This window comes from Synechococcus sp. M16CYN (genome assembly GCF_040371545.1).
GTDB lineage: Bacteria > Cyanobacteriota > Cyanobacteriia > PCC-6307 > Cyanobiaceae > Parasynechococcus.
Genome location: NZ_AP029048.1, coordinates 327,506 through 341,184, shown reverse-complemented (window position 1 = coordinate 341,184; position 13,679 = coordinate 327,506). Strand labels below are relative to the sequence as shown.

Genomic DNA, 13,679 nt, shown 5'->3' with positions numbered 1-13,679 from the left:
ATGCCCATTCATCTGATCTGGGGAGATGATGTCGCAGCGCGTGACCGGGCTATTGACAGCCTCATAAGCCGTCTCGTAGATCCTAACTGGAACAGCCTCAACCTCAGCCGCCTCGATGGAGCCGAGACAGACCAAGCCGCTCAATCCTTAGAAGAGGCACGAACCCCCCCCTTCGCAGCCGGAGAGAGGCTGGTATTGCTGCAACGCAGCCCATTTTGTAACGACTGTCCCAGTGAACTCACCGATCGCTTCGAAGCCGCGCTCGATCTCATACCCGAAACCAGTCATCTCGTATTAGTAAATTCTGCCAAACCAGACGGTCGGCTACGCACAACAAAAGCAGTTCAAAAGAGAATTAAACAGGGGCTGGATCTTGAGCAGAGTTTTCTATTGCCAGCCGCTTGGGATGGTCCTGGACAAAGGCAATTAGTCCAGCGCACCGCAGATGCACTATCGCTCGAGCTGGAGTATGACGCCGTTGATATCTTGGTGGACTCCATTGGAACCGACAGCATTAGGTTGGAGTCAGAGCTGCATAAGCTCTCCTTACGCGCCACTAGGATTAGTGCAGACCTCGTTAAAGAGCTCGTAGAAGGCACGGCTAGCAACATTCTCGCGGTGGGTGACGCCATTTTGGATGAGGACCCCGGGGAAGCCATCGCTGGTTGGGATGCTCTTATTGATACCGGTGAATCAGCTTTGCGTATCATCGCCACCCTAACCGGGCAGGTTCGAGGCTGGCTTTGGGTGAGCTTATTGGAACAACATGGGGAGCATGATGTTGGCGTAATTGCCAAAGCCGCCGGCATCAGCAATCCCAAACGAATCTATGTGATGCGCAAGCAACTACAAGGCAGACCACCCAAAGCGTTCTTGTCCCTGTTGGGACGGTTGCTAGAGGTGGAAGCCAGACTTAAACGAGGCGCCATCCCGGGTGACGCGTTTCGCGATGGGTTACTGGGTTGATTGCGTTTCTAACCAACACTTGAGCCGCCATTAAAGCTGAAGCTAATCCATATTCAGGTGTACCCCAACCATCCTAGTCGGCCTGGTCCCCAGCTTAATAGTTCACAAGATGTCAAATTTAATGAATTAAAACATATATATTTAGGATACGGGCACACAGGGGTGCACAAGATCTGATTGTAGTTTTAGAATAATTAAGCCCTAAAGTCTTAATCTAGTTTCTAAGGTTTTATGACTAAACATTGTTTTATAGAGCCATTGATTTGTATAAGAACTAAATATTAAGCGCTGATTATTTACTCTAGGCTTGGTCAAACGTCCACCGTTTCTAATAACATTAGTTACAATCATCTACTGCTCAAACGATACAACTTAATATTTGGTTTAATAATTAAAATAGTCTCTCAGGGTAAGTAATTTATCATAGAGAGGGCTGGTTAATTAGTAGCACACAAACTTAACAGCCTTTGTTGGCTAAACTTTGCTGTTTGCAACGTTTAGCATAGATGTGGTTGGAACTGCGAGAAATTTGACTAAAATAATCAAATTTCTCGCAAATCAGAGTCAAAAAATAACGGTAAATACTATATAACTTGTATTCTTATTGCGATTTCTAGCAAATAATTAATGCAATTTATTTGCTGCCCGGCAACCTCTCTTGTGAATGAGCAAAACGTTGCTGGTTGTACACCCAGACATGCAATGAGATAATACCTTGCCGTAGAAGAGGGCTGAAATGGTCCTGCTGGTGCAGAAGTTTGGCGGTACCTCCGTTGGTAGTGTCGAGCGCATCCGAGCTGTAGCGCAGCGAGTCGCTCGCTGTCGCGAAGACGGGGATGACTTAGTGGTGGTAGTCTCCGCTATGGGACACACAACTGATGAGATAATCGAGCTCGCCAATGAAATTAATGCCACGCCACCACAACGAGAGATGGATATGTTGCTGGCAAGTGGTGAACAAGTATCTATTGCTTTACTCGCGATGGCTCTACATAGTCAGGGCGTTGCTGCCGTTTCGATGACGGGTCCTCAGGTAGGCATCGCCACCGAGTCTACCCATGGCCGTGCCCGCATCCTTGAAATACGTACTGACCGGATCATCACTCGTTTGCAAGAGGGAAAGGTAGTAGTAGTAGCAGGCTTCCAAGGTACCAGTCAAAGTAGTGATGGGATCAGCGAGATCACCACCCTAGGAAGAGGTGGATCCGATACCTCCGCAGTAGCCCTGGCAGCTGCACTTAATGCCGATGTTTGCGAGATCTATACCGATGTGCCTGGCGTACTCAGTACCGATCCACGCAAAGTGAGCGATGCCCAATTGATGGAGAAAATTAGCTGTGATGAAATGCTCGAACTAGCCAGTCTTGGCGCCTCAGTCTTGCACCCCCGCGCTGTCGAAATTGCCAGGAACTATGGAGTTAATTTAGTGGTACGTTCTAGTTGGAGCGATGATCCGGGCACACAGCTCACTAGCCAAACGGCTCGACCAGTTGGCCATGGAGGCCTAGAACTAGGTAGTCCGGTGGACGGGGTGGAGCAGGTAGAAAGTCAGGCTATTTTGGCGTTATCACATATTCCAGATAAACCCGGAATTGCTGCCCGCCTATTTGAAACTCTCGCAGAAGCAGGAATTAATGTGGACCTGATTATTCAGGCAACCCACCGAGGCGGAAGTAACGACATAACTTTCACGGTAGACGAAAGCGACTTGGATCTTGCCAGTCAGGTAAGCCAAAGCGTTATCGCTAACTTAGGCGGTGAGCTCGCTACCGAAGGTGGATTCACCAAGCTAAGCATCAGCGGTGCAGGAATCATGGGCCGTCCAGGAATCGCAGCGAGTTTGTTCACTTGTCTATACCAGCAAGGAATCAATTTGCGTCTAATAGCCACCAGCGAAGTGAAAGTGAGCTGCGTGATTGCGGCAAGTGCTGGGCGCAAAGCACTCCAGGCCGTCCGGGACGCTTTCGAAGTTGAGGATTCTCAAGTGGTTGTCAACCCGCCACTCAGCGGAGAGGACGAACCGGAGGTGCGCGGTGTTGCCCTAGACCGCGATCAGGTGCAGCTATCCGTGCACCATGTGCCCGATCGACCTGGAACCGCCGCCGCTCTCTGTTCATCTCTCGCAGACAACCGCATCAGCTTAGAAGCGATTGTACAATCTGAGCGTCAACACGCCGATGGATCGCGCGACATTAGCTTCATCCTGAGTAAAAACGACCGTGTCCGAGCTGACGTTGCACTGGCCCCACTACTAGCCAAATGGCCTGGTGCTTCACTAGAGGATAGTGATGCTATCGCGCGCGTTAGTGCTGTTGGTGCTGGAATGCCTGCTAAGGCTGGCACCGCCGGGCGCATGTTCCGAGCTCTTGCTGATGCTAACATCAACATAGGCCTGATTGCTACCAGTGAAATCCGGACAAGCTGTGTAGTAGCGGAAGATGACGGTATCAAAGCCCTTCAGGTAGTTCACGCTTGTTTTGGACTAGGCGGCGACAAGTGTCGTCGAGCTTACGGACAGTGAATCCCACACCCTCTATCGACGAGGGCCGATACTTAATAAAAGCATGGCGAGGACGTACCAACTCTTTTTCTTGAGCTAATAGTGATTTCCTAAAAACGAACTCACAGCTAAGCTGATCACGGGACTGTTTGCATGATCGCAAGTAAATCGCCAACGCAGCTAGCACGCTAGGTCAGTATTACAATTGAGAAACCGACGTAGGCGAAGCATATCCTTGCAGGACTTTCGACGGAAACTAGCACACCGTACGCTCGGCCGATAATCACCGAATCTCAAATAGAGGTCACCTGCTTTCAAGCCAGTTCCAAACGACTATTCCTAAGGTGATCTCGGCAAGTCTGGTTCGTTGTCAGTTGTAACGCAACCGGCAGCCCCAAGACTGCACCTTTAATAACTGCAGCATTAGCTACTCTGAGTGAGATAGTAGCCAAAAAACCACCAGAAGAAAACTTTGTGATCTGTCCCGATTGCAAAGTGAATCCTCTAAAAGGCTCGATCAACGGGTTTCATTCCCTATTCCCCATAAATAAAACAAAGGCCGACCTGATCTGGATTGATCGAGCTCAACCCTTGTCTTTCATACAGTGTGTATTCTAAGGTTTATGCTGCAGCTGAACGACGGCGGCGGGTACGACCAGCGGTCATAGCTTGTTCAGAATCTGCTTTTTTTTCCACCTTCGAATTAGCTCTGCTTGCCATGGCTGCAGACGCGGAACTGCCATTGATACGCGCCGAAGCCGGTATGGCTCCACCGTTACGACGAGTAAGAACGTACTCACTGCGACTTCGCAATGCAGAACGATCACTGGGCTCTGTATCAGCACGGCTTTTGTAGGCTGGAGTTCCACTAGGGGCCGGCTGTACCAGGCAAAGAATCAATGGCTCTACCTGTAGTTCGCGACGCATACGGCTGCTAAGGCCAACCTCCACCTCACGTTGAATACCCATCCAATCCACCTCAGGTGCCTTGCCCTCAGCATTGCGGCATAATTGCTTCCAACGATTCTCAAGCACCCAACTGATCTCTCGCTCTGTCCAAAGTGACATCTTACGGGTGTCCGCCGTCGTGACTACGCCGCGGAGGCTTACACGAGGCGGTGCCACCATTGCGCCATCGGTGCTGATCGCAGACAAAATCGTAACTACTCCGTCCTCCGCAAGCTGCTGGCGTTCTTTCAGAACACGCGCATCCACAATGCCATTACGGGATTGATCAAGTAATTCAATCCCGGCTTTCACCGGATCTCCCTTTCTTAAGGAACTTGAGGTGAGTTCCACTACATCGCCGTTCTGAATAATCAAGGTATTGTTGACGGGTATTCCCATAGAGTGGCCGGTCTTGGAATGACAAACCAGCATTCGGTGCTCACCATGTACCGGAACGAAGAACTTGGGCTTAGTAAGAGCCAGCATCAGCTTTTGATCTTCCTGAAAGCCGTGCCCGGACACGTGAATGCCCTCATTTTTGCCATAGACCACCTTTGCTCCGAGCATCATTAATTTGTCAATTGTGTTTACTACGGAAATAGTGTTACCAGGGATTGGACTGGCAGAGAAAATAATCGTGTCGGTGGTTTTTACTTTCACCTGAGGATGATCGCCGCGAGAAATACGGCTCAAGGCGGCTAAAGGCTCACCTTGGCTACCAGTCATCAGCAACAGGGTTTCACGATCAGGCATGTTGTTAATCTGCTTAATCGGAACAAACAATTCGTCAGGCGCGCGCATGTACCCTAGTTCGCGTGCTTTTGCGATTACGTTGAGCATTGAACGGCCCAACAGACCGACTTTACGGCCGTTTTTAAGAGCCAGCTCAAGAATCATTGACACCCGATGGATCGAACTAGCGAAGGTCGTGATAATCACGCGACCATCGGCGTTGGCGACGTGACGATCGAGATTAGGGAAGACAGAACGTTCTGGCGGACAGAAACCGGGAACCTCCGCATTGGTGGAATCACTGAACAAACAAAGAACACCCTGTTCACCGTAATGAGCCAGGCGAGCCATATCGAAGTGTTCACCATCAACAGGAGTGTGATCAAATTTGAAATCACCGGTGAAAATGATTGTGCCCACTGGCGTTGTAATCGCTAGCGAAAAACTGTCAGCCATCGAGTGAGTGTTACGGATAAACTCGACTGAAAAATGTCGACCCACCTTCACCACATCGCGCGGAGCGACAGTTTGAAGCATGGTGCGATTAGTAACACCAGCTTCATCCATCTTTCCGGTGAGCATCGAGAGAGCCAACCGTGGTCCATAAATCACCGGGATGTTGAAGTGCTTTAAGTGATGAGCAATGCCACCAATGTGATCCTCATGACCATGGGTAACGATCATGCCGCGAATGCGCTTCTGGTTCTCGCGCAAAAAACTAGTGTCGGGCAACACCACATTCACGCCATGCATGCCGTCACTCGGGAAGGCTAGTCCGGCGTCTACGAGCATGAGGTCGTTCTCATACTCAAATACACAAGTGTTTTTGCCAATTTCGTGCAGACCGCCCAGTGGGATCACCCGCAAGCAAGACTCCTGGGTTTTGGCAGGCCGAAAATTGTAAGCCATAAACAATGAAGTAGAAGAAAAGACTATTTGCTTGAGCCGTTAAGCCAAACCCGGCTAGGTCTGACTAAGGGCAGACATGGTTTTGGACAACGTGATTCTCATGGCTTCTGGCAAAGACGACAACGGAGGGCGAGGAGCACCGACAGGCCATCCATTAAGTTCAAGGGCAGCTTTGACAGGAATAGGATTGGTAGTGGCGAACAAACCCTTAAACAAGGGAATTAACTGCTCGTGCTGTGCGAGGGCAACGGCTGCTTTGCCTTCGAAATACGCTTCGATCATTGCCCGAATCTGCGGTCCAGCCACATGGCTGGCCACACTTACGACACCCACCGCACCAACAGACAGCATCGGTAGGGTGAGTCCATCATCACCACTGTAGATCGCCAACCGTGACCCACAGGCCAAGCGAAGAGAAGTGACTTCCTCAGTTGTCCCACTTGCTGCCTTAAAGCTCACGATGTTGGGGCAGTCCATCAACCGGGCGACTGTTTCTGCCTCAATGTTGCAACCTGTTCGGCCGGGAATGTTATAGATCATCAAAGGGAGCGTAGAGGCAGCCTCAGCGATCGCCCGGAAATGAGCCTCCAAACCGTCTTGGGGAGGTTTATTATAATAGGGAACGACCACTAAGGCTCCATCGGCGCCAGCTAGAGCTGCCTCGCGGGTTGCCTTCACAGCTTCGGCGGTGGAATTGCTGCCTGTCCCTGCCAAAATTTTGGTATTGGATCCAACGGCTTCTCGCACAGTTTTCAGCAACTCCAGTTGCTCATCCCAGCTAAGAGTGGGTGATTCACCCGTAGTGCCGCAAACTAGAAGACCATCAGAACCGTGCTCTATTAGATGGCGGGCCAGACGACCAGCTATGCTAAAATTAATTGTGCCGCCAGAATCAAACGGCGTTATCATTGCCGTGACGACGCGACCAAACGGCGTTGGAGACAAATGGGTAGAGAGCGACATTAATTCTGAATTAACAATTCGGCAATTTGCACAGCATTAAGAGCTGCTCCTTTGCGAATTTGGTCACCACAGAGCCAAAGCTCAAGGGCATTCGGGTTGCTAGTATCTTGACGAATCCGACCAACAGCCACAGGATCACGACCCGTGACATCGATGGGCATTGGAAAACGTTTGGACAAATGATCGTCAATGAGTTCAACGCCAGGTGCTGAAGCTAACAGTTGTCGGGCTTCATCTACGGGAAAGGGTTGTTCAAACTCAATGTTTACAGCTTCAGAGTGCGCTCGCAAAACTGGAACACGCACGCATGTGGCGGAAAAACGCAAATCAGGTAAGTCCATGATTTTACGAGTCTCGTTTACCATCTTTATCTCTTCTTCGCAGTAACTATTGTCTTGAAGAGGAGAGTTATGAAGAAACAGGTTAAAAGCGAGTGAATAAGGGAGTACTTCGCTCTTAGGAATACCACCATCTAGTACTACACGTGAGAGATTTTTGAGTTCTTCCATTGCTCGAGCCCCCGCGCCGCTCGCCGATTGGTAGGTGCTCACTAGCACACGGCGCATCGAGCGCTTAGCAGCTAGCGGAGCCAACACAAGAGTGAGCAAGATTGTGGTGCAGTTTGGGTTGGCAATTAAACCACTGTGATGGAAAGCCGCCTGAGGATTAACTTCAGGAACTATGAGAGGAATACCCTCTTCCATGCGAAACGCACTGGAGTTATCCACCATCACCGCTCCTGCAGTAATGATCGCTTCGCGCCAACGGCGCGCTGCCAAGCTCCCCGCCGATGCGAGCACGAGATCCACATTTTGAAATGCTTCTGCCTTAACCTCTTCAATCTCAAGGTTGCGACCGTCCCATAATTGCTTGCGTCCGGCAGAGCGGGCAGAAGCCAACAGCTTTAACTTATCAATGGGGAATTGACGTTCCTGTAGCAGCAACAAAAGCTCCTGACCAACAGCTCCACTGGCGCCAAGAACAGCAACGTTTAGAGGAGGGTTAGGGAAAGAAGGTGACAAGCGGTTGGATGAAGGTTTTACACTTAAGAGCTTTTGGTTTAATCGAGCAAGACCACCAGGGTGTAGAGAGAGAGACGCATCAATAATGATCGCTTCAAAAGCATGGCGGGTAGTAGAAGAAGCAACAGTTCTTACGATGGTGTGTTGCTTAGACACAGTCGACAGGACGACCATGAGCTTTAATGCCTTGAAGGTGATCACAGAACCCCGCCCAGGCAGCCGGTTGGCGGTGACCGTCACCGTGCCTGGGGAACGCTGTAGAGCTAGCTATGAGGAAGCTATTTCTAGCCTGAGCCGCAGCATCGATCTGCCCGGATTTCGCAAAGGGAAGGCGCCTCGCTCAGTGTTAGTGCAACAACTTGGTGGAGTACGCATCAAAGCTACCGCTTTAGAAAAGCTGATCGATAACGCCTGGCGTGACGCGATCAAGCAGTCATCTCTGGAGCCAATCAGTCAACCCGATCTGAGCAGTGGCTTTGACAAGCTATTAGACAGTTTTACCCCTGATTACGAGTTGACCTTCACGTTGGAAGCCGACATCGCTCCGACGCCAAAATTGCACAACACAAAAGGGCTAAAAGCAAAATATAAAGCCGTTGTATGCGATTTATCTCGGGTGGATAGCATGATTGACGACTCCCGCAAGCAGCTTGCCGTGATAGTTCCTGTTGAAGGACGCGCAGCTGAACGAGGCGATATTGCTGTACTTAGCTTTAAAGGCTCTTATAGTGACGATGGGTCCGATATCGAAGATGGCAAGGCTGATTCAATGGATGTGGATCTGGAAAACGGCCGCATGATTCCAGGTTTCATCGAAGGGGTGATTGGCATGAAAGTAGGTGACAACAAAACAGTTGATTGTCAATTTCCAGAGGACTATCCAAAAAAAGATGTCCGTGGTCGTAAGGCTACTTTTGAAATTGAGCTCAAGAATCTCAAAATTCGTGAGTTACCCGATCTTGATGATGCTTTTGCTAAGCAAGCCGGCAAACAAGAAACCATGGCTGACCTACGTAAACATCTAGAACAGCTTCTCAGAGATGACGCTGAACGCCGTCAAACCTGCAACCGTCACGATGCTTTGATTAAAGCTCTGGTCGAACAGCTGGAGGTAGAATTACCCGAAGCTTTAATTCAGCAAGAAAGCCGCAAGCTACTGGAACAAACTGCCGCCCAATTCGCTCAGCAAGGTATGGATGTGAAATCTCTCTTCACACCTGATCTGGTGCGCAATTTGATTCAAAACTCTCGCCCAGAAGCTGAAGAGCGGTTACGTCGCAGCTTTGCTCTAACCGCCCTAGCAGAAGCGGAGAATATCAAGGTAGAAGATAGCGCTGTGGACAATAAACTGATCGAGGTAAGAAAAAAGCTTTCCTCTGACGCGAAGATGGACCCCGAGCGCCTACGCCTGGCGGTGGTGGAGGAACTGATGCAAGAACAGCTAATGAGTTGGTTAGAGACGAACAGCACACTCACGGAAGAAGCTGCAGAAACAGATCAAGACACCAAAATCTGATCCACACTCAATAGATTGAACTTATTCAACAAAATGCTAAACGCGTGATCAATGCTTGCATTCGCCACCCCATCCAAAATCACTGGCTGTCCGAGATGCCCATCTCTGCCCCTGGCCCATTACCGACTGTAGTGGAACAGTCAGGTCGAGGCGATCGGGCTTTCGATATCTACTCCAGGCTTCTTCGTGAGCGAATTATTTTCTTAGGGACCAGCATTGACGATGCGGTGGCAGATGCTCTCGTCGCCCAAATGCTTTTCCTAGAAGCCGAAGACCCAGAAAAAGACATCCAAATTTATATCAATTCTCCTGGCGGATCCGTTACAGCTGGGTTAGCTATTTACGACACGATGCAGCAGGTGGCTCCAGACGTGATGACTATTTGCTACGGGTTGGCCGCCAGCATGGGCGCATTTCTGCTCTCGGGCGGTACCAAAGGCAAGCGACTGGCTCTAACAAACGCCCGAATCATGATCCACCAGCCCCTCGGCGGAGCTCAGGGCCAGGCTGTGGACATTGAGATCCAAGCCAAAGAGATACTCTTTCTTAAAGAAACGCTCAACGGATTAATGGCCGAACACACTGGTCAGCCTCTCGACAAAATTTCGGAAGATACTGATCGCGACTACTTTCTTTCCCCTGCAGAGGCAGTTGAATACGGACTAATTGATCGAGTAGTGGATAATTCTAAAGACAGAGGAATGGTTACGGAAGGCTGACAGAACGCCATCCCTTCTCAAGGCTGAATGTCTAGAAAGATCCACCCGGTTGCTTTCCGTAATAGTTCCTGTTTGAGGTGTCTGGCGTTCTATGGCCAAATTCGATGCCCATTTGAAGTGCTCGTTCTGCGGTAAGTCGCAAGATCAGGTGCGCAAGTTAATCGCCGGTCCTGGGGTTTACATATGCGATGAGTGCATCGATCTTTGTAACGAAATCCTTGACGAAGAGTTGGTCGACAGCCGAGGCAATCTTCGCCCCGAGATTGAACCCAGCCGCAAAACGACTCCAGCAAGTCGCAAGAACAGTAAGCCAGCGCCCACGTTGGCTTCTATTCCCAAGCCACTGGATATCAAAAGATTTCTGGATCAACAGGTGGTGGGCCAGGACGCTGCCAAAAAGGTGATGTCTGTGGCCGTATACAACCACTATAAACGGTTGGCTTGGCAAGGAAACGGTCAGAAAGAAACCGAACAAAGCGCCACCCGTCTACACAAAAGTAATATCCTTTTGATCGGTCCCACTGGCTGTGGCAAGACACTATTGGCCCAAACTCTGGCAGAGATACTAGATGTTCCCTTCGCCGTTGCTGACGCCACTACTCTCACCGAAGCCGGTTACGTAGGTGAAGATGTTGAAAATATCTTATTACGACTGCTTCAAAAAGCCGACATGGATGTAGAACAAGCCCAGCGTGGCATCATTTACATAGACGAAATCGACAAAATAGCTCGTAAAAGCGAAAACCCTTCGATCACCCGTGACGTATCGGGAGAAGGAGTGCAGCAAGCTCTCCTTAAGATGTTAGAAGGAACTGTAGCTAATGTACCGCCCCAAGGTGGTCGTAAACATCCCTATCAAGATTGCATTCAGATAGACACCAGCCAGATTTTATTTATCTGCAGTGGTGCGTTTATTGGCCTAGAAGATGTTTTACAGAAGAGAATGGGGCGTAACGCGATTGGTTTCGTACCATCTGCAGATAGCCACGGTCGTAGCCGATCGAACAAGCGTCTTCAAGCTACCCAGGTACTCCAACACCTTGAGCCAGACGACCTGGTGAAGTATGGGCTCATACCTGAATTTATCGGCCGCATACCGGTGAGTGCAGTGCTCGAACCTCTGGACGAAAAAAATCTGGAATTAATCCTGACAGAACCACGGGACGCTCTTGTTACGCAATTCCGTACCCTGCTAAGCATGGATAATGTAAAGCTAAAATTTACCGACGATGCGATCCGGGCAATTGCTCAAGAAGCCCATCGCCGTAGAACCGGAGCTCGTGCGCTACGAGGAATCATCGAGGCGATCATGCTAGATTTAATGTATGATCTTCCGTCGCAGTCGGCTGTAAAAGAGTTCACAGTGACAAAATCAATGGTAGACGAGCATACGGTAGGCGAAATTTTGTCTCTTCCCGGCAGTGATCAGCAAAAAACAGCTTAATTTTTTAGAGAAACTACAGCAAGACTAATGTGAATTGTCTGCTTTATTTTAGGTGAGAATATATCTAAATAAATTAGGAGCATGAATGCCAGCTTCTACAGTTAGAACAGGCGTTCTTCTGTGTTAGTAGGTAATTAATTCTAAATTGCAGATTATTAAAATCATACTCTAAATTAATGCGTAGGCAAATCTTTTGTTAAAAGTGTCTTTTTTAAGGTTGATAACTAGAATTTGTTTAGGCTTTGGATTTATTAGCAATAAGTTAATAACTAATATTAGCATATTCCTGCTCGAGTCTACTAATATTAGAAAATATTTTTAAGTTTTTCTAAAAAGCTTTTTAGATAAAGAACTGTTTTAATAATATATTAAACTATAAATCTAATCACATACTTAATTTTAAATATCTTTTCAAGACAGTCTAATGAGACAAAAGTATAGATTTCTAAAAACTTGTTTCTATTAATTATTAGCATTTATATTGCGAAATAAAAATAAACAAAGTAAAATATTTATTATCTTTATCAAATATTGTTAAGTAACTATTCGGCTTAATTTAAGCATCTAGAAAGAATCAGATTAATACCTATATGATTAATGATTTAAATTAGTAACATAGGAGATAATAATTTTCTAAAAAAGTAATTGAATTAGTAGCAATTAAAATTAAATTTCTGAGGATACATTTTCCTCGAGATAAGAAATATGATTGACTTTTAAGAGACTTAAATACTAATTAACTCTGATAAAAATTGTCGACAAATATTTTTTAGTCCTTGGTGAAAAGAAAAAATCTATAAATTTTTGGTATTGCGGAAATAAAAATTAAAATATATATATCTTTATAAGTTGTCTAACCTACTTCAGAGCTGACAATAATTTGCAGATCTAGTTGAATCTTTAAGACTACATAGTAAACGACAACTTCATCATACTAATAATGAACTGGTTTAGTGAGTACACCTAGAATAAGGAGTTCATATTCAGTTTCTTAAGATATTGCTAAATCAGTAGCAAAAGCTATTGTTGTGTAATTTTAAAAGATTTAATATTATTTGATTCGCCATATTAATGAGATAAAATATTATAGACTATAATGCTAATTTGTCACTAAGCGATATTGAAGTAAAATATCTAAAAACCCCATAATGTAGTAAATAAAGATTGCAAGCTAAGATTAAATAATTAAAAATCCAAATTAGACATGTGTTTGTTGCTAAATTAAACTGTTCAGTTTAGTGCATTTAAGAAATCAGTTTAGTCAAAACACTTGATTTTCATCTATAGTTTGGGTTAGGTATGTTTCTATTAAATAAACAACTATGGCTGTAGGTGATCACTTGCAGGTGCCGCGCCAACACGGTTTGTTCAACCACCACGGCATTGACCTCGGCGACAACACTGTCGCTCATTATTTGGAGGGACGAGAAATCCTAAGGAGCCCATTTAAAGATTTCTCTCAAGCTGAGCCAATTACTGTAATTAAGTATCAGCAACCTTTATCAGCGGGGATAACCATAAGGCGTGCCATGAGCCGAATTGGTGAGCAAAATTATAATCTGCTTTTCAATAACTGCGAACATTTCGCCACTTGGTGTAAAACTGGACGACATCGCAGTAGGCAAGTAGACTCGGTTGTTAGACGAGCGCGTTATTGCAGTCGGTTAATGCCATCTGTCCTAATCAATGGACTTGAGTTGTTAGTGCAACGTGGTGTGCTGAACGATAACACCCGGCAAATCGCTGGCCATGGGGTGGCTAAATTAGAAAAGTTGCGCCAAGCATTACTCAAGCAACTAGAAATTTTGTTGCAACAAGCCAGTAGTAATCACGATAACCAGCTTCTGATCACTGGGCAAGGCCTGGCAGATGAGCTGGCTGCTGTTGAAGACTTGAAGAAGAGAATCAATGCTTTTCTAAAATCCACCCCAGGAGCTTTCAAGTTTCAGGCTTAAATCTC

At 47.2% G+C, this 13,679-nt stretch carries 10 protein-coding genes; 6 read left to right on the top strand and 4 right to left on the bottom strand.

Annotated features, from left to right (window positions below; translation table 11 throughout):
* Positions 1-966, top strand: a complete 966-nt coding sequence (gene holA / locus ABWV55_RS01580; protein WP_353292006.1) for a DNA polymerase III subunit delta — start codon at positions 1-3, stop codon at positions 964-966.
* Positions 967-1,702: 736 nt separating this feature from the next.
* The gene (locus tag ABWV55_RS01575) at positions 1,703-3,487 is read left to right on the top strand and encodes an aspartate kinase (RefSeq protein ID WP_353292005.1); all 1,785 of its coding nucleotides are present in this window, start codon (positions 1,703-1,705) and stop codon (positions 3,485-3,487) included.
* A 293-nt stretch (positions 3,488-3,780) separates the two neighbouring features.
* Here the strand turns inward: ABWV55_RS01575 and ABWV55_RS01570 are convergent, their stop codons facing one another.
* The 4 genes from ABWV55_RS01570 to ABWV55_RS01555 form a co-directional block, all read right to left on the bottom strand.
* Entirely contained in the window at positions 3,781-3,987 is a 207-nt protein-coding gene (locus ABWV55_RS01570) for a hypothetical protein (RefSeq protein WP_353292004.1), read from the bottom strand.
* Between the two features lie 100 nt (positions 3,988-4,087).
* Complete coding sequence (locus ABWV55_RS01565) at positions 4,088-6,055, bottom strand: ribonuclease J (RefSeq protein ID WP_353292003.1); 1,968 nt, start codon at positions 6,053-6,055, stop codon at positions 4,088-4,090.
* Between the two features lie 54 nt (positions 6,056-6,109).
* Positions 6,110-7,018: a 4-hydroxy-tetrahydrodipicolinate synthase gene (gene dapA / locus ABWV55_RS01560; protein WP_353292002.1), complete on the bottom strand. Its 909-nt coding sequence runs from the start codon at positions 7,016-7,018 to the stop codon at positions 6,110-6,112.
* The gene (locus ABWV55_RS01555; protein WP_353292799.1) at positions 7,018-8,040 is read right to left on the bottom strand and encodes an aspartate-semialdehyde dehydrogenase; all 1,023 of its coding nucleotides are present in this window, start codon (positions 8,038-8,040) and stop codon (positions 7,018-7,020) included. The genes dapA and ABWV55_RS01555 overlap by 1 nt, the downstream gene beginning before the upstream one ends.
* Positions 8,041-8,212: 172 nt before the next feature.
* On the opposite strand from ABWV55_RS01555, the gene tig reads away from it, so the two are divergent.
* From tig to ABWV55_RS01535, 4 genes are all read left to right on the top strand, one after another.
* The gene (gene tig / locus ABWV55_RS01550) at positions 8,213-9,556 is read left to right on the top strand and encodes a trigger factor (protein WP_353292001.1); all 1,344 of its coding nucleotides are present in this window, start codon (positions 8,213-8,215) and stop codon (positions 9,554-9,556) included.
* A gap of 44 nt (positions 9,557-9,600) precedes the next feature.
* Positions 9,601-10,275 (top strand): ATP-dependent Clp endopeptidase proteolytic subunit ClpP, encoded by a 675-nt coding sequence (gene clpP / locus ABWV55_RS01545; RefSeq protein WP_353292000.1) that lies wholly within the window; start codon positions 9,601-9,603, stop codon positions 10,273-10,275.
* Between the two features lie 91 nt (positions 10,276-10,366).
* A complete protein-coding gene (clpX, locus tag ABWV55_RS01540; RefSeq protein ID WP_353291999.1) occupies positions 10,367-11,719 on the top strand; it encodes an ATP-dependent protease ATP-binding subunit ClpX in 1,353 nt (450 codons plus the stop codon).
* A 1,322-nt stretch (positions 11,720-13,041) separates the two neighbouring features.
* Positions 13,042-13,674 carry a lecithin retinol acyltransferase family protein gene (locus tag ABWV55_RS01535; protein WP_353291998.1) on the top strand — a complete coding sequence of 211 codons (633 nt, stop codon included), beginning with the start codon at positions 13,042-13,044 and terminating at the stop codon, positions 13,672-13,674.
* Positions 13,675-13,679: the final 5 nt, after the last annotated feature.